General features: G+C 70.3%; 18 protein-coding genes. 11 read left to right on the top strand and 7 right to left on the bottom strand.

Annotation, left to right across the window (positions count from 1 at the left end):
* Window positions 1–69: 69 nt before the first annotated feature.
* Window positions 70–1,839: an alpha/beta fold hydrolase gene (locus DKM19_RS34725; protein ID WP_110701644.1), complete on the top strand. Its 1,770-nt coding sequence runs from the start codon at window positions 70–72 to the stop codon at window positions 1,837–1,839.
* On the opposite strand, the gene DKM19_RS34720 is transcribed toward DKM19_RS34725, so the two are convergent.
* Window positions 1,806–2,669 (bottom strand): LysR family transcriptional regulator, encoded by an 864-nt coding sequence (locus DKM19_RS34720; protein WP_110701642.1) that lies wholly within the window; start codon window positions 2,667–2,669, stop codon window positions 1,806–1,808. The genes DKM19_RS34725 and DKM19_RS34720 overlap by 34 nt on opposite strands.
* A gap of 82 nt (window positions 2,670–2,751) precedes the next feature.
* On the opposite strand from DKM19_RS34720, the gene DKM19_RS34715 reads away from it, so the two are divergent.
* Window positions 2,752–4,065: an MFS transporter gene (locus DKM19_RS34715; RefSeq protein WP_110701640.1), complete on the top strand. Its 1,314-nt coding sequence runs from the start codon at window positions 2,752–2,754 to the stop codon at window positions 4,063–4,065.
* Here DKM19_RS34715 and DKM19_RS34710 read toward each other — a convergent pair.
* The 3 genes from DKM19_RS34710 to DKM19_RS34705 all read right to left on the bottom strand — a co-directional run bounded on the left by DKM19_RS34710 (window position 4,029) and on the right by DKM19_RS34705 (window position 6,024).
* Complete coding sequence (locus DKM19_RS34710; RefSeq protein WP_204358371.1) at window positions 4,029–4,781, bottom strand: pyridoxamine 5'-phosphate oxidase family protein; 753 nt, start codon at window positions 4,779–4,781, stop codon at window positions 4,029–4,031. The genes DKM19_RS34715 and DKM19_RS34710 overlap by 37 nt on opposite strands.
* Window positions 4,782–5,134: 353 nt before the next feature.
* Window positions 5,135–5,290, bottom strand: a complete 156-nt coding sequence (locus tag DKM19_RS50030; protein ID WP_162641151.1) for a hypothetical protein — start codon at window positions 5,288–5,290, stop codon at window positions 5,135–5,137.
* 335 nt (window positions 5,291–5,625) lie between these two features.
* Window positions 5,626–6,024 carry a hypothetical protein gene (locus DKM19_RS34705; RefSeq protein ID WP_110701638.1) on the bottom strand — a complete coding sequence of 133 codons (399 nt, stop codon included), beginning with the start codon at window positions 6,022–6,024 and terminating at the stop codon, window positions 5,626–5,628.
* 140 nt (window positions 6,025–6,164) lie between these two features.
* Between DKM19_RS34705 and DKM19_RS34700 the strand changes: the two genes are divergently transcribed.
* The 3 genes from DKM19_RS34700 (at window position 6,165) to sthA (ending at window position 11,574) form a co-directional block, all read left to right on the top strand.
* Complete coding sequence (locus DKM19_RS34700) at window positions 6,165–9,707, top strand: serine/threonine-protein kinase (protein ID WP_110701636.1); 3,543 nt, start codon at window positions 6,165–6,167, stop codon at window positions 9,705–9,707.
* Between the two features lie 138 nt (window positions 9,708–9,845).
* Complete coding sequence (locus DKM19_RS34695) at window positions 9,846–10,103, top strand: hypothetical protein (protein ID WP_110701634.1); 258 nt, start codon at window positions 9,846–9,848, stop codon at window positions 10,101–10,103.
* A 67-nt stretch (window positions 10,104–10,170) separates the two neighbouring features.
* Window positions 10,171–11,574, top strand: coding sequence for a Si-specific NAD(P)(+) transhydrogenase (sthA, locus tag DKM19_RS34690; protein WP_110701632.1), 1,404 nt, complete (start codon window positions 10,171–10,173; stop codon window positions 11,572–11,574).
* A 225-nt stretch (window positions 11,575–11,799) separates the two neighbouring features.
* On the opposite strand, the gene DKM19_RS34685 is transcribed toward sthA, so the two are convergent.
* From DKM19_RS34685 to DKM19_RS34675, 3 genes are all read right to left on the bottom strand, one after another.
* A complete protein-coding gene (locus DKM19_RS34685; protein WP_110701630.1) occupies window positions 11,800–12,462 on the bottom strand; it encodes a response regulator transcription factor in 663 nt (220 codons plus the stop codon).
* 165 nt (window positions 12,463–12,627) lie between these two features.
* On the bottom strand, window positions 12,628–13,785 hold the full coding sequence (locus DKM19_RS34680) for a low temperature requirement protein A (protein WP_204358370.1): 1,158 nt from the start codon (window positions 13,783–13,785) through the stop codon (window positions 12,628–12,630).
* 128 nt (window positions 13,786–13,913) lie between these two features.
* Window positions 13,914–14,675 (bottom strand): DoxX family protein, encoded by a 762-nt coding sequence (locus DKM19_RS34675; RefSeq protein WP_162641986.1) that lies wholly within the window; start codon window positions 14,673–14,675, stop codon window positions 13,914–13,916.
* 257 nt (window positions 14,676–14,932) lie between these two features.
* On the opposite strand from DKM19_RS34675, the gene DKM19_RS34670 reads away from it, so the two are divergent.
* The 6 genes from DKM19_RS34670 to DKM19_RS34645 all read left to right on the top strand — a co-directional run bounded on the left by DKM19_RS34670 (window position 14,933) and on the right by DKM19_RS34645 (window position 25,868).
* Complete coding sequence (locus DKM19_RS34670) at window positions 14,933–16,786, top strand: tetratricopeptide repeat protein (protein WP_239513736.1); 1,854 nt, start codon at window positions 14,933–14,935, stop codon at window positions 16,784–16,786.
* A gap of 448 nt (window positions 16,787–17,234) precedes the next feature.
* Window positions 17,235–19,595, top strand: coding sequence for an AAA family ATPase (locus DKM19_RS34665; protein WP_110701624.1), 2,361 nt, complete (start codon window positions 17,235–17,237; stop codon window positions 19,593–19,595).
* Window positions 19,596–19,963: 368 nt separating this feature from the next.
* Window positions 19,964–20,947 (top strand): ABC transporter permease, encoded by a 984-nt coding sequence (locus DKM19_RS34660; protein WP_110701622.1) that lies wholly within the window; start codon window positions 19,964–19,966, stop codon window positions 20,945–20,947.
* Between the two features lie 7 nt (window positions 20,948–20,954).
* A complete protein-coding gene (locus DKM19_RS34655; RefSeq protein WP_110701620.1) occupies window positions 20,955–21,872 on the top strand; it encodes an ABC transporter permease in 918 nt (305 codons plus the stop codon).
* A complete protein-coding gene (locus tag DKM19_RS34650; protein WP_110701618.1) occupies window positions 21,869–24,133 on the top strand; it encodes an ABC transporter ATP-binding protein in 2,265 nt (754 codons plus the stop codon). Before DKM19_RS34655 ends, DKM19_RS34650 begins: the two co-directional genes overlap by 4 nt.
* Before the next feature lie 13 nt (window positions 24,134–24,146).
* Window positions 24,147–25,868: an ABC transporter family substrate-binding protein gene (locus DKM19_RS34645; RefSeq protein ID WP_239513735.1), complete on the top strand. Its 1,722-nt coding sequence runs from the start codon at window positions 24,147–24,149 to the stop codon at window positions 25,866–25,868.
* Window positions 25,869–25,954 lie beyond the last annotated feature (86 nt).

The raw sequence follows: 25,954 nt of genomic DNA, 5'->3' as shown, positions 1-25,954 counted from the left end.
GAAGGATCCGCTCCAGCGGGTTCTTGCATGTCCATTGAATATGTAGACCGATCTATTTGGAGCGACCGCATGACCACAGACCCCACTGATCCCACCGGCCCCCTCGGCTCCGCCGATTCCATCGACTCCGTGGTTTTCGGCGCGGCGGGATTCATCGGGCGTTCCCTGGTCGCGGAGCTGCTCCGCCAGAGGCGCCGGGTGGCCGCCGCCGTGCGCGGGTCCGGGGACCGGCTCACGTCGTGGCTCGCCGCGCAGGAGGTGGACACCTCGGGGCTGACCGTCGTCACCGCCGACATCACCGTGCCCGGTCTCGGCATCGAAGGCCTGGAGGGACCGGAGGACCTGGAGCAGGTGCGTGACGTCTACAACGCCGCGGCCCGCTTCGCCTTCGGGCTGAGCGTCGAGGAGGCGAGGTCGGCCAACGTGACGGGGGCGCTCAACGTGGTCGACTGGGCCGCCGCCCGCCCCGGCCTGCGCCGTCTTGTCCACATCAGCGGCTATCGCGTCTCCGGCGGCCCCGTGGACTACCGGGGGGAGGGCGCCTACGAGGCGTCCAAGAAGGAGGCAGACGGGGTGGTGCGGGTCCGGGCGCGCGAGCTGGGAGTCCCGCTGACGATCGCCAACCCGTGCACGGTGATCGGCCCCGGCCAGTTCGTCGGCCTCGCCTCGATGGTCGAAGATCTCTGGCGCGGGCGGCTTCCCGCACTTCCCGGCGGGCCGGACATCTTCCTGCCGGTCGTGGACGGAGACTACTTCGCCCGCTTCATGGCTGCCCTGCCCGTACACGAGGAGACCGCGGGGAAGGCCTACTGGGTGCTCGACGACGAGACGCCCAACCTGCCCGAACTGGTCGGACTGATCGCCGGGCACCTGGGCGTGCCCGCGCCCCGCCTCTCGATCCCGCTTCGGGTGGTGCGGCGGCTGCCCCGCGCGCTCACCGGGACCGACCCCGAGACGCTGTCGTTCATATCCGTGGACCGTTACGACACCGCCCCCGCCCTGGAGTTCGCGGAACGGGCGGGGCTCCGCATGCCCCCGGTCGGAGAGACGCTCCGGCGCTGGGCCGACGATCTGGTCGGAGCCCGATTCGGCAGGGGGCTCCCGCCGCGCGGACCGTACGGGTTCCGCGGCGTGGCGGGGAGCAGGACCTGGGTGACGGGCGAACGGGAGAATCCCGAGTACGTGCTGCTGCACGGGCTGCCGGTGGACGCCGATTCGTGGGAGGGCGTGCGCGATCTGCTGGGAGCGCCGGTCCTCGCCGCCGACCTGCCGGGCCTGGGCCGTTCCGCGCCCGCCCGCTCGCTGGACGACTGGACGGCGGACCTGCTGGCACCCGTCAGGACCCGCCCGGTGCTGGTCGGTCACTCCCTCGGCTGCGGGCCCGCCCTGCGTTACGCCGCGACCCACCCGGAGCGGGTGGCCGCCCTGGTCCTCGTCGCCCCGGCCTTCCTCCAGGCGCCGTCGGCACGGCTCTCCCGTTCGGGGATGGCCGTGCAGATGCTGCGCGGGATGTCACGAGAGCGGCTGGGCAGGAGCCTCGGCCTTCCGGCGGACGCCATCACGGACCTGCGCCGGCCGGGTGCGGCGCGGCGTGTGATCGAGGCGATGCGCGCGGCTCACGCGGTGCGGGAGGAGCTCCACGGGCTGCTCGACCGGATCGAGGTCCCGGTGACGATCGTGGCCGGGTCCGAGGATCCGACGACGGGGAACAGACCCTTCACGGAGATCGAGGGCGCCGGGCACCATCCTCAGCTCACGCACCCCGAGGAGCTGGCCCGGGTGTTGCGAGCGGTCGGTGAGCGGGTTCACCCGGAGCCGTCGCGATCCGCCCGGGGCTGAGCCGAGGAGCTCATGGCGTAGAGCACGTCGCGCAGGACCTCCTCGCGGCCTTTGAGCCAGACCAGGCGCAGGGCCAGGGCGGGAGCCTCCGGTTCCAGCGGGACCAGGGTGCCGGCCGCCAGGTCCTCGGCGATCGCGAAGTCGGGGAGCAGGGCCATTCCCACCCCCTGCTTGGCCCACTCCCTGACGGTGACGACGCCGGGCAGCTCCCGCTGCTTGACGCCGAGGCCGAACATCCGGTCGGAGGCCATCCGGATCGAGCAGGCGGGTTCGGTCACCAGCAGGGTGTCGCCGTGCCCGGTGGGGGCCGCGACCAGCACCAGCCGTACCTCTCCCACGTCGAGGAAGTCCAGTTCGGGCGGTGGGGTGAAGCCGAGGCCGCCGATCCGCAGGCCGGAGTCGAGCAGCAGCCCGGCATCGAGGGAACCTTGGGCGATCTCGGAGAACAGCAGGTGCCTGGGGAGCGCGGTGACGTCGAGGTCGAGGTCGGGGCGGAGCTCGGCCAGGCGCCGGACGATGCCGGGCAGCCGGGTCGCCGCCAGCATCTCCAACGCGCCCACCCGGACCTTCCGGCGCTGCCCGGTGACGGCCAGCCGTACCGCCTCCGCGTGGTCGAGCAGGCCGCGGGCCTGGGCGAGCAGGGTCTGTCCCGGCCCGGTGAGCCGCATTCCCCGGGGGGTGCGTTCGAAGAGCGTCACCCCGAGAGACTTCTCCAGCCGACGGATCTGCTCCGACGTCGACGCCGGCGCCAGGCCCAGCCGATGCGCGGCCCCGGTGATCGTGCCCGTCCCGGCGACCGCGACGAACCCCCGTAACTGCCGCAAATCCATGCCGTCAGCATACGGTTTTCCCGAACGCCCCATACGGCTGCGGCTGTTGAGATGGAATGTCCGATTCCGCAGAGTTGCCGGCATGCTCGCGACAACGTCCTTCCGGCGGCTCGCCGGAATCTCCCTCGCCTACTTCCTCGTTCTCCTCGACACCACCGTGCTCACCGTCGCCCTGCCCGACCTGCGCGCCTCCCTCGGAGGAACGTTCGCCGGGCAGCAGTGGGCCGTCAACGGCTACACGGTCGCGTTCGCCGCGTCGCTCCTGACCGGCGGGGCGGTGTCCGACCGGTATGGCGCGGCTCGGGTGTTCCGGCTAGGAGTCATCGGGTTCGGGGTGATCTCCCTGATGTGCGCGTTCGCGCCCGATCTGGGACTCCTCATCGCCCTGCGCGCGCTACTGGGCCTGATGGGCGCGCTCTGTCTGGGCAGCTCCCTCGGCCTGATCGCCCAGCTCTACACCGGCCCCGCCGAGAGGGCGCGGGCCATGGGGGTGTGGGCCGGGCTCACCGGTACCGCGCTCGCGGCCGGTCCGCTGCTCGGCGGACTGCTCGTGGAGTCGTACGGCTGGCGCGCGATCTTCCTCATCAACCCGCCGCTCGCCGCGGCGAGCCTCATCGCCGTCGGAGGCCTGGTCTCCGCCGTGGGAGCGGGCAGGATCGGCTGGGGGGTGCAGGCCGTGGCCTGCGCCTTTCTCGGTCTCCTGGCTGCGACGATCATCGATGCCTCGCTCCTGGCCGCCTCGCTCGCCCTCGTGGCCCTCGCCGCGCTGGTCTGGCTGGAGAGGCGCGCTCCCGCGCCCACGCTGCCCGGCGGGCTGCTCCGCGCCTCCTGGACGGGCCTGCTGACCGGAGGGGTGGTGAACTTCGCCTTCTCGGGGGCGCTCTTCGTGATCACGCTGCTTCTCCAGGGGGAGCGGCGGCTCACACCGCTGGAGGCGGGGCTGGCGTTCCTGCCCCTGACCGTTCCGATGACCTTCAACGCGCTGCTCACCGGCCGCCTCGTCGCCCGCTACGGTCCCGGGCCCTCGATCCTGGCGGGTCTCGCCCTGCTGTCCGCGGGCCTGGTCGTCGCCCCCTCGACAGCGGGAATGATCATTATGGGCTTCGGTCTCTCCTGCTGCCTGCCCGCCCTGGTCGCCGACGTCGTGTCGATGGCTCCCCCCGGTACGGCGGGCACGGCGGGCGGCCTGCTCAACGCGGTGCGTCAGGTGGGCGCGGTCCTCGGAGTCTCGGTCATGGGAGTCGTCGCCCGCGACGGGGCCGACGGAACCTCCCGCGCGCTGCTCCTTGCTGCGGTCCTCATCGTCCTCGCCCTCGCGGCCCAGTGCGGCACGCGCTGGGCCGGACGTCGTGCCGCGGGTCAGGACAGGCGCGTGCCCGCGCGTACGCCGATGTGATCGGGAGGCGTGAGCCCCTCGGGGAGCAGAGGGTCGGGGATCGGGGCCAGCCAGGTGGTGGCGATCGGCAGCACACCCGCCCAGAGCCCCAGCGCGGCGTCGGGCCCCTCGCCGTCGTCGGGCGGACCCGAACTCATCTTGACGGACGCCTCCGCCAGGGAGATCGCGAGAATGGTCGTCGCCGCCAGTTCCTTGCGGCTGGGCTGCCTGGCGTAGTCCCACTGCCCGGGGGCGGAGTGCTCGGTCAGGATCCGCAGCGCGGTCAGCTTCTCCTCGCCCTCCAGCTTCCGGGGCACGCCGTAGACCATGGCGGAGCGGTAGTTGACGCCGTGCTCGAACACCGACCTGGCGAGGACGAGGCCGTCCACATGGGTGACCGTCACGCAGACCGTGCCCATGGCCGCGCTCGTCTCGGCCTCCGATCCGCCCGGCGCGTCCTGTCTCGCATCCGTCCCGGTATCCGCCTCTGATCCGTTTCGCGACCGTGAGGGCTCTCGCCCGGTCAGGCTCCGGCTGGCGGCCGACCCGTGGACGTAGAGGTTGTCGGCGTCGAAGCCGTAGACCGTGGGAACCACCATCGGCACGCCTCCGGAGATCACCCCGAGATGGCAGATGAATCCGGCACGCAGCACCTCGTACAGGGCGGCACGGTCGGTCCGGCCCTTCTCACGGAGGCGGCGGTGCCGGGTGCGCTCCGTCGCCGATAACTCTGACAACCCTGCCGATGATTCGTTCACGGAGGGATATTTAACCAGACATTGAAAACGGTCCCCCGACGATGGACTCTCCGTGACGAACTCGACGGGTGACCAGCCCAGGGTAAATCTGTGGATCAGTCCTGAATATCGGGCGTTGAGGGCAGAAAGGCGTTTTTGGCGGCAGATTTGCGAGGGACCTGTGAAACGGGCCTCCGGAAGGTGGCGGCAGATTTGCGGGAAACCTGCGAAACAGGCCTCCCGAAGGTGGCGGCGGGCAGGCGATTTTTTGACGACGGGCCGGCGAAAGACCCGTGAGGCAGGGGCCGGACACAGAGAAAGACCCGTACGAGACGGGTCTTTCGCGGGCTGGGTCAGGCGGCGGGGGTGGGGCCGCTCGTCCGTGGGAAGCGCAGGACGTTTCGTCCGGTGTAGGCGCGAAGGTCGACGACCTTCGTGTCACCGGGCGTCCTGCGGCGTGTCGCGGAACGGATGTCCCGGATCTTGAGCCGTGCGACATATGGTGGCACGACCACAAGTCTCTTCATTGAGCCCCCCGGCGTGATGGTCTTGTTATATGAGATGTCTACAGATCGCAGCATAAGACTGTCGTAAAGACAAGGTCAGTAGGGGAGCCGACGACCCGAGGGTGATCGTAGGTCCAGACCGGAAGTGCGGATGGGACGGCGCCGGCCCTGCCGGGTGATTCTGGTGCGTCGCATGGTCTGCCCCTTTCCTTGGACTCACCGTGCTCCACGTCACTTGGCATCCGGTTGTCAACCGTTTGCAAGGCCGACCCGGCCGAGCTGGGCGGGCCCGCACGGAGGCCCATGCGAGCCAACCTAGTCCGCCATCGCCACTGGGATCAACCGTTTTGGTTACGGAAAGATTCATGAACCATACGCGTGGTGACGGAAATACGGTTCCACGCGTTGATCGCTGAGATCTCCGGCGCGGCTGGCGCCTCCGGCTCGCAGCGGGCGGCCTGATCCCGCACCTCGTCCGGCACCGCCTCCCCGCGATCGCCGCGCCGGGCGACCTCTTCGGCCGGGGCGAGGGCCGGCCGGGGGAGCCGCGGCCCGAAACCCGCCTCCCTGAGCGCCCGTGGCGAGCGCGGCGTCTCCGGCGCGAGCGGGGATATCGGGACCGTCGGCCGGACGGCGACGCGCCCGATCTCCCAACGGTCCGCCCTGCCCAGCCGGAACCAGGCATCCTGGACCACGTCCTTGACCTCGTCGAGGCCGCCGGACGGCGCGTAGACCATCCCTGCCGGCCGGGGCCCGACTCTGCCACGACCTTCGTCACCGTTCACGTAAGGAGGACGAGACATGTCCCGAGTGTGCGACATCCGGCGAACCACCCCGTCCGCCGGGACGTCCGGCACGCCGTTGAACGGAGAGTGAGGTGAAGGCCGGACTGATGGACGGGGACCCGCAGCGGCTGGGTGGCTACTGGCTGGCCGGACGGCTGGGCACGGGTGGTCAGGGCGTGGTCTACGAGGCCTACGACGCCGAGGGAAGACGGGTCGCGGTCAAGGTGCTGCACGGTGACGCGGGCACCGACCCCGAGCTGCGAGGCCGGTTCGGACGCGAGGCCGCCGCGGCCCGTCGTGTCGCCCCCTTCTGCACGGCGGGAGTGCTCGACGCGGACCTCGACGGGCCCAGGCCGTACATCGTCTCCGAGTACGTGGAAGGCCCGACGCTGCGCAGGGCCGTCGCGGAGGGCCGCCGCTTCACCGGTGGCGACCTGCATCGTCTCGCGACCGCGATCGCCACCGCGCTGACCGCCATCCACGAGGCCGGGGTCATCCACCGCGATCTCAAACCGGACAACGTGCTTCTCGGCCCCGACGGTCCCCGGGTGATCGACTTCGGTGTCGCCCGTACGGCGGACATGTCGCTGAGCGCGACCGGCATGGTGGCGGGCACCCCGACCTACATGGCCCCCGAGATCTTCATGGGCGAGCGCGCCGGCACGCCCGCCGACGTGTTCGCCTGGGGCGGGATCATGGTCTTCGCCGCCACGGGGGCGGACCCGTTCCGGGCGGAGAGCCTGGGCGGGGTCATGCACCGGGTGCTCTCCGTCCAGCCCCAGCTGGACATGCTGCCCGAGCGCCTCCGGCCGTTCGTGGCCGCCTCGCTCGCCAAGGACCCCGAGGCCAGGCCGTCGGCCAGGGACCTGCTGCTCGCCCTGATCAGCGGGGAGGACGGCCTCGACACCCCGGAGTTGCTGGCGGCGGGCAGCGACGCCGGGGCCCGGGTCCGGGTCCCCGCCGCGGACCCCACGCTCGGCACCCTCGCCGAGGAGGTGTACGCCGGGCTCGGCCCGGCCGAGCGGGACCTCGCCCCCGAGGTGTTCCTCCGGCTCGTCACCGTGACCGACGACGGCCAGCTGATCGTACGGCGGGCGCAGTGGGCCGAGTTCCTCGACGGACGGCACGAGAACGAGGCCGCCGCCGTCCGGCGGCTGCTGGAGGCGTTCGCCTATCTCCTCAGCAGCGACGACCAGGAGATCTGGCTGTCGCGGCCCGCGCTGCCGCAGGCCTGGCCGAAACTGCGCACGTGGGTCCAGGCCAACCGGGACGGCCTGGTCGTGCACCGGGGGATCCTCGCCGCCGCGCGGCGCTGGCAGAGCCAGGGCCGGAAGGACGGTGACCTGCTCCAGGGCAGCGGCCTGGAGAACGCCATGCACTGGGCGGCCACCGGCCGCCGCAACATCACGCTCAGCCCGGTCGAACGCGACTTCCTGGAGGCGGGCGCCGCCCTCGCCAGGCGCCGTGCCCGCCGGAGCCGGCTGCTGTCCGCCACACTGGCCGTGCTGCTGGTGGCCGCGCTGCTCGCCGGGGCGCTCGCCGTACAGCAGAACAGGGCGGCCGACGCCCGCAGCGCCGTCATCGCCTCCCAGCGCGACAGCGCGGAGGCCCGCCGGCTCGCCGCCATCGCCGATTCGCTGCGGGTCGCCGATCCGGTCAGGGCCATGCTGCTCAGCGTGGCCGCCTGGCGGCTGGCCCCGGTGACCGAGGCCAGGGCGAGCCTGTCCGGCTCGCTGACCCAGTGGGAGACGGCCGCCTTCCACGATCCGGCCACCTCGATCCAGACGCTCAGGGCGCTGAGCCGAGACGGGCGGACGCTCATCAGCGCGGGGGAGGGCGAGGTACGGGTCTGGGACGTGCGGACCGGCAGGCGCACCGGCGGGTTCAAGGGGATCGGAGGGGATCTGCGGGCGCTGGCGCTGAGCCCGAGCGGCAGGCTGCTCGCGGTGATCAGCGATCTGGAGCTGAAGGTCTGGGACGTGACGACCGGCAGGCCGACCGGCGTGACCCTCACCGTCCAGGGGCGTTTCGACGGCGGAGACACCGGAGCGTCCTTCGGGCAGGCCGAGAACCGGCTCGCGGTCTTCCAGGGCGAGGCGCTCACGATCGTGAACCTCACCACGGGGAAGAAGAGGTCCCCGCCCACCTCCGGGAGCTTCGACATCTCCCCCGACGGGCACGGGCTTGTGATCGGCGGCATCGACGGCATGGTGACGGCCTGGACACTGGACCGGCTCACGGGCGTCCGGCTGGGCGGCAGGTGCGACGGCTGCGCGCTGGGCGTGACCTACAGCCCGGACGGCAAGACCGTCGCGGTCGCCCGGGACAAGAGCATCGAGCTGCGAAACGCGTTCACCGGAGCGAAGCTGGACCGTCTCTTCGAGGAAGGCGGCAGCGGTGACATGGTCTTCAGCCCTGACGGACGCTTCCTGAGCGTCGCGAACGAGACGAGCCTCAAGCTCTGGCGGGTCCGGGACGGACGGCTGCTGCTGACCCAGAAGATCAACGCGTTGTCGCCCGTCGTGGCCTTCGACCCCGACGGGCGCACGCTTCGCTATCTCACGGAAAGCTCGGTGACGACTCTCGACACCACCGCGCTGACCAGGCCCGTCATGCTGAAGGGGCCCGCGACCAACTGGGCGGAGCTGAGCCCCGACGGGCGGCTGCTCGCCTCCAGGGAGACGGAGACGAGCGAGGTCGTGCTCCGGGACGTACGACGGCGCACGCGCGTCGCCGCCCTGGAGGTCGGGCCCGTACGGGACGACGGCCACCTCGAGATGGCCTTCAGCGGCGACGGCAGGCGACTGGCGATCCAGACGGGCGGGGAGAGACCTCGGCTGACGGTCTGGGACACCGCCACCTTCAGGCGGATCGCCGCCGTCGCCGTCAAGCGCGACGCGCAGGCCATCGCCGTGGCGATCAACGCCGACGGCTCCCTCGTGGCCTCCTACGCGAACTACCAGGATGTCAGGAAGGCGCCCCAGGGGAGGGGGGAGATCCACGTGTGGCAGGTGCCCGGCGGGCATCCGCGCTGGTCGCGGCATCAGGAGTCCGTCGAGGGGCTGGTGTTCAGCCCGGACGGCAAGGCGCTCGCGCCCGTCGGGGGAGATCAACGACTGCTGGACGCGGCCACGGGGAAGCCGTTCGGCAGAGCATACGGATCGCCCGGTGTCGGCATCCCGACGACCGCGCTGGCCTTCGGCCGGGACGGTGCCCGCTTCGCCACCGCCGACCAGGCCGGACGGATCTCGGTCTGGGAGACGGCGAGCAGGAGGCGGGTGGGCATCCTGGTCAGGAGCGGTGCGGGCGCGGGGTTCGAGCTGGCCCACTCGCCCCGTGGCGACGTGATCGCCGCCGGGACCGGCGAACGGGCGGTCGCGCTGTGGGACGTCGAGACCGGACTCCGCCTCGGCCAGCCGATCACGGTGCTGACCGGTGACCTCCGGTCGCTGGCGTTCAACGCCGACGGGTCCCGGCTGATGATGATCGACTCCGGCGGCGTTCTGGTCGACCATCCGATCGACCCGGAGCTGGTGGCGAGTACGGTCTGCGCGCGGGCGGGCCGAACCCTGTCGCGCGGGGAGTGGAGCACCTATCTGAACGGCGTGCCCTATCAAAATGTCTGTCCTGTTTGAAAACGGTTCTCTCGCCCGTGGTCGTGGTGACGGCGCGCGCTCTGAATGGGGAAATGACCGCGGTGAGAATGCCTGTCTGATCGGAAGATGCCTGGGTAGACCTACACGGAAGATGCCGTGAGTTTTCGGGGGGAAAACATGGCGCAGTGTGAAGTCTGCGGCAATGACTACGACATGAGCTTCGAGGTGCACGCCCAGGGAGTGGTGCACGTTTTCGACAGCTTCGAGTGTGCGATCCACCGGATGGCGCCGATGTGCGAACACTGCGGGGTCCGGATCGCCGGACACGGGGTCGAGGCGGACCGGCGCTGGTTCTGCTGTGCGCACTGCGCTCGCGAGGAGGGCGCGAACGCGATCGTGGACCGCGTCGGGGTATCGGCAGGGCAGGGTATGTAGGAGATGGCCTCCACGTAGATCCCTGGGAGTCTGGTCGTGGACGCCTCCGGCGTCCACACTGGTCTCTATGTATGACTTTGATCTCCTCGTGATCGGGACCGGTCCGGGCGGGCAGAAAGCCGCGATCGCCGCGGCGAAACTCGGCAAGAAGGTCGCGGTCGTCGAGAAGCGGGACATGCTCGGCGGGGTGTGCATCAACACCGGGACGATTCCCTCCAAGACCCTGCGCGAGGCGGTCCTCTATCTGACGGGGCTCAACCAGCGGGAGCTGTACGGGGCGAGCTACCGGGTGAAGGAAGAGATCACCGTCGCGGATCTCGGGATGCGCACCCAGCACGTCATCGGCCGCGAGGTCCAGGTGATCCGCGCCCAGCTGAGCCGCAACCGGGTGGTCATGCTGCAGGGAACCGCGCGGTTCCTGGACGAGCACACGGTCGGGGTCACCGGCGACGAGGAGAAGAAGGTCACGGCCGAGAAGATCGTGATCGCGACGGGGACCTCGCCGGCCCGCCCGCCCACCGTGGAGTTCGACGACCGGACGGTCATCGACTCCGATGCGATCATGCACCTCGACCGGGTGCCCGAGACCCTTGTCGTCGTCGGCGCCGGGGTCATCGGGATCGAGTACGCCTCGATGTTCGCGGCGCTCGGTACCAAGGTCACCGTGGTGGAACGCCGGGAGCGGATGCTGGAGTTCTGCGATCTGGAGATCGTGGAGGCGCTCAAGTACCACCTGCGGGACCTGGCCGTGACGTTCCGGTTCGGTGAGAGCGTCGCCGCGGTCGAGCGACGGCCGCGCGGGGCGCTGGCCATCCTGGAGAGCGGCAAGAAGATCCTCGCCGACTGCGTCATGTACTCCGCGGGACGGCAGGGCAAAACGGCCGAGCTGTGCCTCGAGGCCGCCGGGCTCGCCGCCGACGACCGGGGCCGGATCGACGTGGACGCGAACTACGCCACCCCCGTCTCGCACATCTACGCGGTCGGCGACGTGATCGGCTTCCCCGCCCTGGCGGCCACCTCGATGGAGCAGGGCCGTCTGGCGGCCCAGCACGCGTGTGGCGAGCCCGTCGCCAACATGCACGAGCTGCAGCCGATCGGGATCTACACGATCCCGGAGATCAGTTTCGTCGGAAAGTCCGAGGACGACCTGACCCGGGACAAGATCCCGTTCGAGGTGGGCATCTCGCGGTACCGGGAGCTGGCCCGCGGGCAGATCATCGGCGACTCGTACGGGATGCTCAAGCTGCTCGTCTCTCCGGACGATCGGCGACTGCTCGGCGTTCACGTGTTCGGCACCGGAGCCACCGAGCTGGTGCATATCGGACAGGCCGTGATGGGCTGCGGCGGAACGGTCGACTACCTGGTCAACGCCGTGTTCAACTACCCGACGCTGGCCGAGTCCTACAAGGTCGCCGCCCTCGACGCCATGAACAAGATGCGGGCGATCGCCCGGCTGACGGACGAGTTCTAGCCGGGCCCGCCGGTCGGCCTCCGACGTCCCGGGCCGTACGGGGCCGGGGACGTGGTCACGTCGGCTCTGTGACGGCCGGTATCCCGGGCCGTACGGGCTCGGGGGCGGGACGTGGTCACCTCGGCTCCGTGACGGCCGACATCCCGGGCCGTACGGGCTCGGGGCCCGGACGTGGTCACGTCGGCTCCGTGACGGCCGGCATTCCGGGCCGTGTGGGCTCGGGACTCAGGAGTCCCCGGGGGTGACGAGCCCGGTCTCGTAGGCGGTGATGACGGCCTGGGCTCGATCACGGGTGCCGAGCTTGGCGAACACGCTGTTCACATGGTTCTTCACGGTGGAGGCGGCCAGCTGCAGGGTCCTGGAGATCTCGGTGTTGGACTGGCCGCGGGCGATGAGGACCAGCACCTCCCGCTCACGGTCGGTCAGCCCGGTCAGCCGCTCGGACGTGGTCGTATGGCGCGGCCGGGCCGCCCGGACGAACGTGCCGATCAGGCGGGTCAGCAGCCGGGGCGCGACCGCCGCCTCCCCGCGGTGCACGACCCGCACGCCCTCCACCAGCTCCTCGGGCGAGATGTCCTTGGGCAGGAAACCCGACGCCCCGGCCCGCAGCGCGTCGACGACGTACTCGTCCAGGTCGAAGGTGCTCAGCGCGAGCACCCGCACCCCGGGCAGCTCAGAGGTGATCGCGCCGGTGGCGGTGATGCCGTCGGCCTGAGGCATGTGCAGGTCCATCAGCACCACGTCGGGCAGCAGTTCCCGGGTGAGGCGCAACGCCTCCTCACCGTCCCCGGCCTCGCCCGCCACGCTCATGTCGTCCTGGGCCTCCAGGATCATCCGGAAGCCCGCGCGGACCAGCACCTGGTCGTCCACGATCAGAACCTTGATCACGTCTTCTCCTCCGGTACGGCGGGCGCGTTCTGTCCGGCGGGCGGGGAACGCCGCCTGAGCGTCCCGAACGCCCGCGTCCCCGCTCTGTCCTGGATGGAGCAGGAGACCACGTTAGACGGAACACGGTCTCTTCATGACCTTGGTCCCAACGATCTCGGCGACCCTTCAGCGAAGGGATGAGCGAGAGACCGGGCGCCGCTCCTGCGCGATCACCGTGACCATCAGCGCGACCAGCGCGGTGAGCTGGGCGAGGGCCGACCAGAGCCCGAGCGCGACCGTCACGAGCGCGATCAGGGCGCCCGCATTCCGCAGTCCGTTGCCCGTCACGCCGAGGACCCGGCGGAACCAGGCGTTGCCCGCCATGAACAGGGCGACGCCCACGGCCAGGGTGACGGCGGCGCTGAGCTTCAGCGGATCGACCGGGTGCCCGATCGCCTTCTTGACGCCCGTGGCGACCGCGACGATGCCCAGCAACATCGGGATGTGCGCGTAGAAGTAGGCGCCGAGGATCAGGCGGGTGCGCCGTACCGGCTCGGCCTCCGCCAGGGTGTGCTCGGCGTGCACCTCGTCGTCCCCGCCGAAGTACAGCCACCACAGGCAGGCGGCCAGCGCGAGACCGAGCACCGACGCCAGGCCGAGGGCGAAGCCGACGTGCAGTCCGGCGGCGCCGATGCCGATCGCCACGACCGACTCGCCGAGCACCACGATCACCAGCAGGCCGTGGCGCTCGACGATGTGCCCGGCCCTGAGGTCGAAGCCCTTCTGGCCGATGAAGTACGGGCTGCCCCAGAGCAGCGCCACCGCGGCGCCCCAGAGCAGGTAGTTGTACGGCTCGCCGGCGAAACTCGCCAGGCCGACCAGCGCGACCCCGCCGAGGTTGAACGGGATCACCCGGGCGAAGGCCGAGGTGGCCTGCATGTACAGCCCGGCGTGGACGACGATCAGCAGCAGGTATCCGATGGTGAACGCCATGCCGTCGCCGTCGAAGACCGCGGGGATCGACAGTGCCACGATCATGAACCCGGCCATGCCCAGCAGGATCAGCACCCGGCGAGCGGGACGAACCGGGGGAACCGCGTTGGTCAGCCAGGCGTAGCCCGCGTACATCCACCAGATGACACCGAACACCAGGAGCACGCGCAGCGCGCCCTCGAAGGCCTCGCCGTCCTGCAGTCCCTGCACCAGGAGGTTGGTGAGCTGCGTGACGGTGAAGACGAAGACCAGATCGAAGAAGAGTTCAAGGGTGGAGACGCGGAGTTCGGTCTCCGGGGGCGCGGGTTCCACCCGCTCTGCGAACCAGTCGGGTAGGCGCATGGTGGTCATTGTGCAATTACGACGGGCCGTTCCGGTACTGCTTATCTGAAAGGCGGACGATTACCCAATCGCCCGCTTCGCAGTAATTTCCCGCTCTACCTGGTCACTCCGGTCACCTGACTGTTCCGCCGGGTTGTTCAGCTCTCGGCGGACTTGTCCTTCTTCCCTGCCACGAGGGTGTCGCCTGCCTTGTCCGGGGTGGGTGTGACGACCGGCGCGGGTGCGGTCGCCGGGGTCGCGTCACCGGCGGGGGGCCGGCGGGTGCGTACCCGCGGACGGCTGGCGGCGGGGAACTCCGCGGTGTCGGCGGTGTTGTCCGAGCTGCCCGGATCGTCCGAGCCGGAAGCGGCCGGTTTGCCCGTCTTCTGGTCGGTGCGGTCGGTGCGGTCGGTGACGGGCGGGGCGGGCGCGGTGGAGGTCTCCGGCTCGCGCAGCGAGGCGAGGACGTCGTCGGCCTCGGCATCGGCGGCGAAGTCCTCGGCGGCCTCGGCCTCACGCCGTTTGATCACCACCATGTGGTCGACCGACAGGCGGCCCGCGCCGCCGACCGCCAGCAGGATGGAGGCCGCTCCAAGAGCCACGATCAGGTTGATGTCGCCCCCGGTCAGGGGCAGGCCCTGATCGCCGCTGGCCACCACGAACACGGCGACGGCCTCGGCGAACAGCAGCAGCCCGCAGGCCGGTACGGCGAGTCCGGCCACGAGCAGGGCACCGCCGATGAGCTCGGTCAGCATCGTGGTGGCGGCCCACGCCCCGGGGGCGGGAGCACCCAGGCTCCCGAACTGGTCGCTCGTGGCGGTCAGGCCCGCTTCCAGCTTGTGCCAGCCGTTGGCGAAGAAGATCCCGCCCACTCCCAGTCTGGCGGCCAGGGAGGCAAGATCATGGAGGGTTCGTCGCACGGTTCCTCCTTCGGGTCGGATTCCCCATTCTTGCCCATGGTTGACCGATAACTGACCGAACGGAGACCGTCCAAACCCTCACCCGGTGTCGTTCTGCCCGGCGGATCGGAGGCGCGCCTTGTGACAGCATTCGCGACCTCTCTAGAGAGATACAGGCATATAGCCGCTATCTAGGCAAACGGCGGTCTCGCACGGACCATGGTGATCATGGGGAGTCAGATCGTGGTCAGCCGGCGCGAGGCCCGTGAACCACCGTGGTGAGAGGTCCTGACGAACAGGACTTCGCGCGGGTCCCGCTCTCGCCGTCTCCGGACGGCCCACGGGAATGGTGTGTCGCGGCCGTCACCCTGCTCGGCCACGATCAGCCGGAGGCCGCACTGGACGCCGCGCGAAAGGCGGTGGACCTTGATCCCGGCGCCGACTGGGGCTACCGCCTCGCCAGCCTCTCGTTCGAACGGCTCGGCCGCGACGCCGAGGCCGTGGCCGCCGCGGAGGAGGCCGTACGGCTGGCGCCCGGGTCCTGGGCCGCGCGACTGCGCCTGGGCGCGGCCCTGCGCCGGGTGCCGGGACGCTGGCGCGAATCGTGGGCCCAGGCGGCCAGGGCCGTACGCTACGCACCCGAGGAGCCCGACGCGCACGTCCTCGTCGGCGACCTCGCGCTGTTGCGTGGAGAGCACAAGCGCGCGGAGACCGCCTACCGCAACGCGTTGCGCCGCCTGGAGGACCATCCCGGCGCCAGGATCAACCTCGGCCTGACGTTCCTGCGCTGGGAACGCCCTCGCGGCCACCACGATCCCGCCTGGCCGATCGACCCTCGCGAGACCGGGCGGGCCAGGCGCGCCCTGGAGGTGTGGTCCCGGCAGACCCGCATCCTGCTCGCGATGGCGTTTGTCGTGGTGGGGGTGGTGGCCTTCGGGTTCGGCCTGGTCACCGAGGCGAAAATCGGCGGTGGGGCGATGCCCCTCGTCGTCCTGGTGATCACCCTCAGGCAGGCGCACCGGGTCAGGCTCTGGCCCTACGTGCCCGGCATGCTCGCCCGTGATCTCTGGCTCAGCATGTCCGTCTCGATCACCTTGGTCGGGGTCGCCGCCTATGTCGCGGCGATCGCCACCCTTCCCGCGGAGGTTCCCGCGCTCACACTCGGCTCGGCGCCGGACATGGTGAGCGGTGTCTGGGCGGGTCTCGCGGGGCTGGTCCTCTTCAACGGCGTGGCCGTGCTGGTCCTGCGCGTGCTGGTCGAGGCGTGGCGCGGACGGCCGGTCAGGGCGCTGGCCGAGTTCACCACGATTCACCAGGACCGTACGGCCCGGCGGAACATCGATGTGACCCTCTGGCTGGTGGTGGGCCGGGCGTGGTCGGTGCTGGCCGCGGTCGCGGGGACCGCCCTGATCCTGGGCGAGCCGCGATGGGCCTTCGCCGCGGTGGCCGTCCCGCTCGCGCTCGCCTGGGTGCGCGTCCGGGGCGGGCTGTCTCCCTGCCTCGGCCAGGTACTCGCCGCGGATCGCTGGCTCGTGGCCGCGCTGGGCCTGCTGGTGGCGACCTCGCTCGCGCTCGGCGGGACGGCGGTCGCCGGTGTGCTCGGCCTGCCCCCGGTCGTGGGCGGCTGGGCGGGGCAGGCGGGGGTCGGGATGCTGGCCGTGCTGGTGGCGGTGTTCGCCACGAGGTCGGTGCAGGCGTGGTGGCGGGGTGCGCCGGGGCCGTGGCGGGCATCCCTGATCATGTGCGAGAGCTGCGGCCGGCGCGTGCCCGGCGACGTCGGTCCGCCGGTGGGGCTCAGCGTGGAGGTGCGCGACGCCTTCACCTACGGCCGCGGGGTGGTGCTCGCCTATGCCGATTCCAGCGGGCCGCGCGCGCTGGCCGTGGGGTCGGTCAGCTCGGTCGGCCCGAGCGGCGAACTTCGCCTCATCGCCGCCTCCGACGCCTGGGAGGCGGCCGAACGTGATCCGAGGGTGGCGGTGTTCGTCGCCGATCCGGTGGACCGCCGGTTCTGGGCCGAGGTACGCGGCATCGCGATCGGCGACAGCGAGGCGGACGTGCTGAGGATCACACCCCAGCAGGTCGTCGTCGGCGAATACCCCGGCCGCCACCAGGGCCGCTCCCGTCCCGGCTGAGGAGAGCCCGCCGCGGCCGTACGATCCCGGGCGACGGGCGACGGGCGAGAGCCGATGGGCCGCGTCCCGTGGTGGCCGGGGATTCCCCGGCGAGCGCTTGGCCCGATCGCCGTCGTCGGTGTCGCCTTGCCGGTCGGTGACATTCCTCTGCCCGGAGTCCGGCGCCCGCTCCGCGAGGGCGCGGAGAAGGTGCCGACGGCGGGCGGAACGACCCATTTCATCTGATGAGAGGGGGATTCGTCTGCTGGTGATATGTATGAGAACAGAGTGAAAAGAGAGGCTCGCCCGCGCGGGAAGAGGGGGGCCGGAACTTGGTGCCTGGATCGTAGAGTTAATCCGATCTCATCCGTATATCTGATCGTGTCTGTGTGACGGCGTGGCGTGGCGCTCAGGCGCGCGCAAACGCATCCTCGGTGCGGTATAACCGGGGGCGGACCGGGGAGGCGTGATGCGGGAATCCGGCAGGGCCCGGCCGGCGGGACGCGCGGCGGCACGAGATCTGTTCGAGCAGGTGAGGCTGAGCTACTTCCGGCTCTCTGTGCCCCTGCGCAGACTCATCTACGCCGGTGTGCTGGTCGGGATGGTCGGGCTGGCGCTCGGCGTGGGCTGGGATCCGATCTACACGTTCATGACCACGCTGACCCTGCTCGGCTTCGTCGCGCTGACCCTGCGCTTCCCCCGGGCCGCCGCCACCCTGGTGGTGGTGCTCGGATGGCTGATGGCGCTGTTCTTCCTCCAGGGCACGTACGGCTGGCCGCCGCTGGTCTCGACGTCGCTGGTGGTCCTCGGCCTCTCCGTGGCCGGGATCGCCCACCTCATCCGCTGGGTTCCCCCGTGGGTGACCACGCTCCTGGCGCTGGTGTCCGCCGGTGTGGTGGCCGCGGTGCTGGCCACCACGGTCGCCTCGGGGTCGCCGGGCGTCGCCGTGGGAGTCGCGTACGGCGTGGCCGTCGCGGTGATGGTCTACCGCTTCGTCCAGGCACGCCAGGCCAGGATCGCACTGGCCGGCGAGGAGCAGCAGGTCAGGCTCCGGGGTCGCGACGGGGTGAACGGCGCTCCCGTCTCCGCGTCCGGTGAGCCGTCCGCGCCGCCTCCGATCTCGCTGGAGGAGGCCCTCGGCGAGCTGGAGAGCATGATCGGCCTGGCCCCGGTGAAGGAGCAGGTGCGCTCGATCGCCGCCTCGATCGAGGCGGCCAGGCTGCGCAAGGAGGCGGGATACTCCACCGAGCCGCCGATGCGCCACTTCGTGTTCGTTGGCCCGCCCGGCACGGGCAAGACCAGCGTGGCCAGGACCGTCGCGAAGATCTTCTACGCCTTCGGCCTGCTGGAGACGCCCTACGTGGTGGAGGCCCAGCGGGCCGACCTCGTGGGGGAGTTTCTCGGGGCCACCGCGATCAAGACGAACGAGCTGGTGGACCGGGCGCTCGGCGGGGTGCTGTTCATCGACGAGGCCTACAGCCTGGTCAACTCCGGCGAAGGCCAGCCCGACAGGTTCGGCTCCGAGGCCGTGCAGACGCTGCTCAAGCGGGCCGAGGACGACCGCGACCGGCTGATCATCATCCTGGCCGGATACGAGAAGGAGACGACCGCCTTCCTGTCCTCCAACCCCGGCCTGTCCAGCCGCTTCTCCAGCCGGGTCCGCTTCCCCAGTTACGGCCCCGACGAGCTGCTGCAGATCACCGAGCTGCTGCAGCGGCGGCGGGGCGACCGGATGGCCGAGGACGCCAAGCCCGTGCTGCTCGCCCGGTTCGAAGACGTTCACCGGCGCGCCATGGTGGACGAGCTGGGTAACGCCCGGTTCGTCCGCAGCCTGGTGGAGGCCGCGGCCCAGGCCAGGGATGTGCGCGTGGTGGGCGGGGGAGGCTCACCCACCACCGAGGACCTGGTGACCACCGTCGAGCGCGACGTCACGAAGGCCTTTGACGAGCTGACCGCCCGCTACCGCGGTTACCAGGCCACTCCCACCCTGGAGGAGGCGCTCGCCGACCTGGATCGGATGGCCGGGCTGGAGCCCGTCAAGCGTCAGGTGCACGCGATCACCGCGCAGCTCAGGGTGGCCAAGATGCGCCAGGAGCGAGGGCTGCCCACCCCGCCGCAGATGAGGCACTTCGTCTTCGCCGGGCCGCCGGGCACCGGCAAGACCACCGTGGCCCGCATCGTGGGCCGCATCTTCGCCGCGCTGGGCCTGCTCGCCCAGCCCGACGTGGTCGAGGCCCAGCGGGCCGACCTGGTCGGTCAGCACCTCGGGGCCACCGCGATCAAGACGAACGAGCTGGTGGACCGGGCGCTCGGCGGGGTGCTGTTCATCGACGAGGCCTACGGCCTGGTCAACCCCGGTTACGCCGGGGGCGACGCCTTCGGCAACGAGGCCGTGCAGACGCTGCTCAAGCGGGCCGAGGACGACCGCGACCGACTAGTGATCATCCTGGCCGGATATGGGCGGGAGATGGACGCCTTCCTGTCCTCCAACCCCGGTCTGGCCAGCAGGTTCAACCAGCACGTGCGGTTCCCCTCCTACTCTCCGGACGAGCTCGCCGAGATCGCCGCGCTGCTTGCCGAGGGGTCGGGTGACAGGTTCGACGACGCCGCCCGTCAGGATCTGGCCGAGGTCTTCACCTGGGTCTGCGACGAGGGCCTGATAGACGGCCTGGGCAACGGACGGTTCGCGCGCTCGCTGTTCGAACGCGCCGCCATGCGCAGGGATGTCCGCCTGGCCGCCGTGGGCGGCGGGACCGCCAGTGCCGCCGACCTGACCACGATCACCAGCGCCGACCTGCGCGCCGCCGTGGAGGAGCTCGCCGGGCGTTGATCCCGCGCCGAGCACGCGCCGAGCGAGCCCGTACCGAGCCGGCGTCGAGTCCGCACCGAGCGCGCGCTGAGCCGGCGTCGAGTCCACATCGAGCCCGTACTGATATGGCGTCGAGCCCACGTCGAGCGATCACGCGCTGAGCCGACGTCGAGCCCTTACCGATCCCGCGCCGAGCTCACGCCGGCCCGCACGGGGCGGGCCCTCACGGGGTCCGCGCGGAGCCTCTGCGAGCCCGCGTTCGCGAGGTGGAGCGACCAAACACCGCTGTTGGCTGAGATCGCACCTTCGAATCAGTACTCTATGCACTCAACCAGTCGCCCAATGTAGCAGGATGGCCGCTGGCGGCAAGAGGCTCCGGAGGGGGGACGATGGCGGGATTCCTTGTCCGGAGGCTGCTCAACTATCTGGTACTGATCATCGTGGCCACGAGCCTGGCCTACATGCTGGCGGCGAGCGCGCTCAATCCCCGATCGAACTACGAGGGACGCAACCCCCCGATTCCACCGGCGGTCATCGACGCGCGCCTCACCGAGCTGAATCTGAACGACGAGACTCCGCTGTTCCAGCGCTACCTGACCTGGGCGGGCGGCATCCTCCGCGGTGACTTCGGCAAGACGGTGACGGGTGGCTCGGTCAACGACGACCTCGCGAGACGGATCGGCGTCACCCTGCGCCTGATCACGACCGGGCTGATCGTCGGCAGCGTCACCGGCGTGCTCATCGGCGCCTACGCGGCCGTCAAGCAGTACGGCGTGTTCGACCGGTTGTCGACCGCGGTCTCCTTCGTCGTCCTCGCGGTCCCCACGGTCGTGCTGGCCAACATCCTGATCATCGCCGTGATCTGGTTCAACGACGCGGTCGGCACCCAGGTCTTCCTTGTCAGCGGCGAGGCGACTCCCGGCCTCCAGGGAGGGTTCCTCACCCAACTGGTCGACCGGCTCCAGCACCTGATCCTGCCCACGATCTCACTCTCGCTCGGTCTGATCGCCGTCTACAGCCGCTACCAGCGCAACATGATGCTCGACGTGCTCGGCGCCGACTTCATCCGCACGGCCATGGCCAAGGGGCTGCGCCGCCGTACCGCGCTGACCCGGCACGCGCTGCGCACCGCGCTGATCCCGGCGGTCACCTACTTCGCCTTCACGTTCGGTTCGCTGCTGGTCGGCACCACCTTCACCGAGAAGATCTTCGGCTGGCACGGCATGGGGGAGCAGCTGGTCAACTCCATCTCCACCAACGACGTCAACACCGTCGCGGCCATCAGCTGTTTCGCCGCCCTGGCGGTGCTGCTGGCCTCGCTGGCCTCCGACGTGTTCCACGCCGTCCTCGATCCCCGGGTCAGGGTGGGGTGAGCGGGCGATGACCATCTCCGACGAGGAGCTCGCCGAGCAGCAGTCGGCCATCGGCCGGATCCAGGCGCCCTCGCGACTGCGGGTGGTCGCGGGCCGCTTCTTCGGCTCGCTCCAGGGCCGGATCGGGTTCGCGCTGCTGGGACTGATCTTCCTGCTGGCCTTCGCCGGGCCCTACATCGGCAGATGGACCTACACCGACCAGGACTTCACGGCGTTCCTTCAGCCGCCCTCCCCCGCGCACTGGTGGGGAACCCTGCAGACGGGGGCCGACGTATACGCGGTCACGTTGCGCGGCCTGCAGAAGTCGCTGATCGTCGGCCTGCTGGCCGCGGTGATCGGCACCACGCTGGCTGCCGTGGTGGGCGCCTTCGCCGGATACTTCACGGGCTGGGCCGACCGCTCGCTGACCTGGGTGACCGACCTGATGCTGGTGCTCCCGGCCTTCCTGATCCTGGCGATCATGTCTCCGCTCTTCGAAAGCGGTCAGTGGCTGCTGTTCGTGCTGGTACTGGCCGTTTTCCTCTGGATGGTCACCTCGAAGATCGTCCGAAGCATGACCATCTCGCTCAAGGAGCGGGAGTTCATCCAGGCGGCCAGATTCATGGGCGTGCCGCCGGTAAAGATCATCTTTCGTCACATCATCCCGAACATGTCCTCGCTGCTGGTCGTGGACGCCACCCTGAACGTCAGCGCCGCGATCCTCACCGAGACCTCCCTGTCCTACTTCGGCTTCGGCATCCAGCCGCCCGACGTCTCGCTGGGCAGTCTCATCGCGGATGGGGCGAGGACGGCCATCTACGCCCCCTGGACGTTCTGGTTCTGCTCCGGGCTGCTGATCGTCATGGTGCTCGCCGTGAACCTGGTCGGCGACTCCCTCCGCGACGCCTTCGACCCCACCGCACGGAGGGGCAGGGAGAACAGATGAGCGAGCGCGACAGGCGGCCGACGGACGCGAGGTCCCAGCCCGCGAAGACGGGAGAGACCGGAAGGACCGGTGAAGGAGGCCTCGGAGCCGATCCGGTCCTCGAGGTGAGCGATCTCAACGTCACCTTCGGCACCGGTCCCGGCGCGGTGCGCGCGGTCAGGGGGGTCGGCTACGCGGTCCGTCCCGGCGAGGTGCTGGGCATCGTCGGCGAGTCGGGCTCCGGCAAGTCGGTCACCTCGCTGGCCGTGATGGGCCTGCTCCCGTCGCACGCCCGTGCCACCGGCTCGGTGCGGCTGCTGGGCACGGAGATCCTGGGAGCGACGGAGAAGAAGCTCACCGCGTTCCGCGGCAAGACGATCTCCATGGTCTTCCAGGACCCGCTCTCCGCGCTCACCCCGGTCTACCGGGTGGGCGACCAGATCGCCGAGGCCGTACGGATCCACCAGAAGGTCACCGCGAGGCAGGCCGCCAGGCGCGCCGTGGAGCTGCTCGACCTGGTCGGCATCCCCAACGCCGCGCAGCGCGCCAGGGCGTTCCCGCACGAGTTCTCCGGCGGCATGCGCCAGCGCGCGGTGATCGCGATGGCGATCGCCAACGATCCCGACGTGATCGTCTGCGACGAGCCGACCACCGCGCTCGACGTCACCATCCAGGCGCAGGTGCTGGAGGTGCTCAAGAAGGCGCAGCGGGAGACGGGCGCGGCGATCGTCATCATCACCCATGACCTGGGGGTGGTCGCGGGGTTCGTCGACCGGGTCCTCGTCATGTACGCGGGACGGTCCGTCGAGGTCGGCTCCGTGGACGACGTCTACTACCGCACGCGCATGCCGTACACCATGGGGCTGCTCGGCTCGATCCCACGCCTGGACCAGGGCGGGGAGCAGCCGCTGGTCCCGATCGAGGGGAACCCGCCGTCACCGGCGGCGCTGCCGCCCGGCTGCCCGTTCGAGCCACGATGCCCGCTGGCCGTCCCCGAGTGCGCCGAGGCGGAGCCCGCGCTGGAGCCGGTGGGCTCGCCCGGTCACCTGGTGGCGTGCATCCGCTCGGGCGAGATCGAGGCGGCGGGCTGGTCGCCCGCACAGGTCTACGGCGTGCGGAGCGAGAACGACGGCGGCCCCGCCACCACGTCCGCTGCCGAGTCCGTCACGGGCCCCGTCACCGAGTCCGCTGCCGAGTCCGTCACCGCGCCCGTTGTCGAGGAGCCCCTCACCGAGTCCGTTGTCGTCCAGAAGCGGCCGGTACGGCTGCCGCGCGGGGAGCGCGACGTGGTCCTGTCGGTGGACGACCTGATCAAGCACTACCCCCTGATGAAGGGTTCGCTCTTCAAGCGGCGGGTCGGCACGGTCTACGCGGTGGACGGCATCAGCTTCGACATCCGCGAGGGGGAGACGCTCGGCCTGGTCGGCGAGTCCGGCTGCGGCAAGACGACCACGCTGATGGAGATCCTGGAGCTGGTCAAGCCGCAGCGGGGCAAAGTCGTGGTGCTGGGCCGCGACACCTCGGCGATGAGCTCCCGCGATCGGATGGCGATCCGCAGGGACATGCAGATCGTCTTCCAGGACCCGCTGGCCTCGCTGGATCCCAGGATGACCGTCTACGACATCCTCGCCGAGCCGCTGCGCACGCACGGGACCAGGGACCCCGGGCCGAGGATCCGGGAGCTGCTCCGTCTGGTCGGCCTGGAGGCCGCCCACGCGGCCCGCTACCCGCAGGACTTCTCCGGGGGCCAGCGCCAGCGCATCGGCATCGCCCGCGCGCTGGCCCTGGAGCCCCGGCTGATCGTGCTGGACGAGCCGGTCTCGGCGCTCGACGTGTCCATCCAGGCGGGTGTGATCAACCTGCTCGAGGAGCTGAAGGGCCGTCTGAGGCTGTCATACCTGTTCGTGGCACACGACCTGGCCGTGGTCCGCCACATCGCCGACCGGGTCGCGGTCATGTATCTCGGGAAGATCGCCGAGATCGGGCAGGTCGGCGAGGTCTACGACGCCCCGATGCACCCCTACACGCAGGCCCTGCTGTCGGCGGTCCCGCTGCCCGACCCCGAGAAGGAACGCTCCAGGAAACGCATCCTTCTCGAGGGTGACCTGCCCAGTCCGGCCGATCCCCCTTCCGGCTGCCGCTTCCGCACCCGCTGCCCCAAGTTCAAGACGCTCGGCGAAACGGACAGGGCGCGATGCGTGAACGAGGAGCCCCAGGTCCGGTCCCTCGGTGAGGACCACGGCGCCTCATGCCACTTCGCCGAGAAGCTTGAAGTCGTATGACCCAGGAGGAACCGTGACATCAATCCGGCGCGTGAGCGCGCCGGCCGCCGTGCTGGCCGTGCTGGTTGTGCTGGCCGTGGTCGGCTCGCTGGTTCTGGCCGGTTGCGGCGGCGGGCGGAGCGGGCCGCCGGCCGGGTCCGCCTCGGAGATCAAGGCCTACGACATCAACCCGGTCGCCCGGGAGAAGGTCAGGGACGGGGGCGTTCTCCGCTGGGGGCTCAACGAGTATCCGGCCAACTGGAACCTCAACCACGTCGACGGCAACCTCGCGACGGTCAAGAGGGTCATGGACGGGCTCATGCCCTCGCCCTTCCGGTCCAACGAGAAGGGCAGGATCTCCGCGAACGTCGACTACCTGCTGTCGGGCAGGGTCACGGCGAGCCGGCCCAGACAGGTCGTCACGCTGACACTCAACCCGAGAGCCAGGTGGTCCGACGGCAAGCCGATCACCTGGGAGGACTACAGAGCCCAGTGGCAGGCGCTGAGCGGCAAGCACGGCGACTACCGCGTCGCCGGCACCACCGGCTACCAGGACATCGAGAGCGTGACGAGGGGCAAGGACGACCACCAGGTCGTCGTCACCTTCGCCAAACCCTTCGGCGACTGGCAGTCGCTGTTCGCCCCGCTCTATCCGAAGGTCACCAACGCCACCCCCGCGGGGTTCAACAACGGATGGCTGAACCGGATCCCGGTGACCGCCGGCCCGTTCAGGTTCATCGCGTTCGACCCGACGGCCAAGACGCTCACCATCGGCAGGGACGACCGCTGGTGGGGAGATCGGGCCAAGCTCGACCAGATCATCTACCGCTCGCTGGAGAGCGACGCGCTGATCGGCGCCTTCAGCAACGGCGAGCTGGACACCTTCGACATCGGCCCGTCCGCGCCCGACTACGCGCGGGCCAAGCTCACCCCGGACGCGATCGTACGGCAGGCCGCCGCGCCCGACTTCCGGCACATCACGATGAACGGCGAGAGCGCGATGCTCTCCGACCCCAAGGTCCGTCAGGCCATCACGATGGGCATCAACCGCCAGGCCATCGCCCAGTCGGACCTGCAGGGCCTGGACTGGCCGATCGTCCTGCTGAACAACCACTTCTTCATGAACACCCAGGGGGGATACCGCGACAACGCCGGTGAGCTCGGCGTCTACAACCCCGGCAGGGCCAGGCAGATGCTCGACGCCGCCGGCTGGAAGCTGGAGGGCCAGACCCGCAGGAAGGACGGCAAGGAGCTGAACCTGCGGTTCGTCATGCCCTCCGGCCTGCAGCTCACCAAGGCCGAGGCCGAACTGACCCAGAACATGCTCGCCCAGATCGGGGTCAAGGTCACCCTCCAGACGGTGCCCGGCGATGATTTTTTCACCGCGTACATCATTCCCGGCAACTACGACATCACCGCGTTCGCCTACGTGGGCACGCCCTTCCCCGTCTCCAGCGGTTACGGCCAGTACGCCAACGCCACGCAGGACCCCAAGGGCGTCAAGCGGTGGAACGCGAACCTCGGCCGCATCGGCTCCCCCCAGATCGACGCCGCCATGGACAGGGCGACCGCCGAGCTTGACGGCGCCCAGGCCATCGCCGACACCAACGCCGCCGACAAACTGATCTGGCAGGCGGTGAACGTGGTGACGCTCTATCAGCGCCCCCAGAATGTCGCCGTCAAGAACACCATCGCCAACTTCGGCGCCCGCGGCTTCTATGACCTGAAATACCAGGACATCGGTTTCATGAAATAAGTCAGGCCGACCCCGATGGCCCGGCGGTCCTCCGGTGACGCGGTCCTCCAGTGACGCGGTGGGTCCGGCGACGCGGTGGGTCCGGT

The organism is Streptosporangium sp. 'caverna', assembly GCF_003203775.1.
Lineage (GTDB): Bacteria > Actinomycetota > Actinomycetes > Streptosporangiales > Streptosporangiaceae > Streptosporangium > Streptosporangium subroseum.
Note: the sequence above shows the minus strand (reverse complement) of the source record. Positions and strands in the feature narration are given on the sequence as shown.

Coding starts and splice junctions, on each gene's coding strand:
- DKM19_RS34715 (WP_110701640.1), top strand. CDS start 2,752: ATGCTCGCGACAACGTCCTTCCGGCGGCTCGCCGGAATCTCCCTCGCC.
- DKM19_RS34660 (WP_110701622.1), top strand. CDS start 19,964: ATGGCGGGATTCCTTGTCCGGAGGCTGCTCAACTATCTGGTACTGATC.
- sthA (WP_110701632.1), top strand. CDS start 10,171: ATGTATGACTTTGATCTCCTCGTGATCGGGACCGGTCCGGGCGGGCAG.
- DKM19_RS34665 (WP_110701624.1), top strand. CDS start 17,235: ATGCGGGAATCCGGCAGGGCCCGGCCGGCGGGACGCGCGGCGGCACGA.
- DKM19_RS34695 (WP_110701634.1), top strand. CDS start 9,846: ATGGCGCAGTGTGAAGTCTGCGGCAATGACTACGACATGAGCTTCGAG.
- DKM19_RS34705 (WP_110701638.1), bottom strand. CDS start 6,024: ATGGTCTACGCGCCGTCCGGCGGCCTCGACGAGGTCAAGGACGTGGTC.
- DKM19_RS34720 (WP_110701642.1), bottom strand. CDS start 2,669: ATGGATTTGCGGCAGTTACGGGGGTTCGTCGCGGTCGCCGGGACGGGC.
- DKM19_RS34650 (WP_110701618.1), top strand. CDS start 21,869: ATGAGCGAGCGCGACAGGCGGCCGACGGACGCGAGGTCCCAGCCCGCG.
- DKM19_RS34680 (WP_204358370.1), bottom strand. CDS start 13,785: ATGACCACCATGCGCCTACCCGACTGGTTCGCAGAGCGGGTGGAACCC.
- DKM19_RS34725 (WP_110701644.1), top strand. CDS start 70: ATGACCACAGACCCCACTGATCCCACCGGCCCCCTCGGCTCCGCCGAT.
- DKM19_RS34655 (WP_110701620.1), top strand. CDS start 20,955: ATGACCATCTCCGACGAGGAGCTCGCCGAGCAGCAGTCGGCCATCGGC.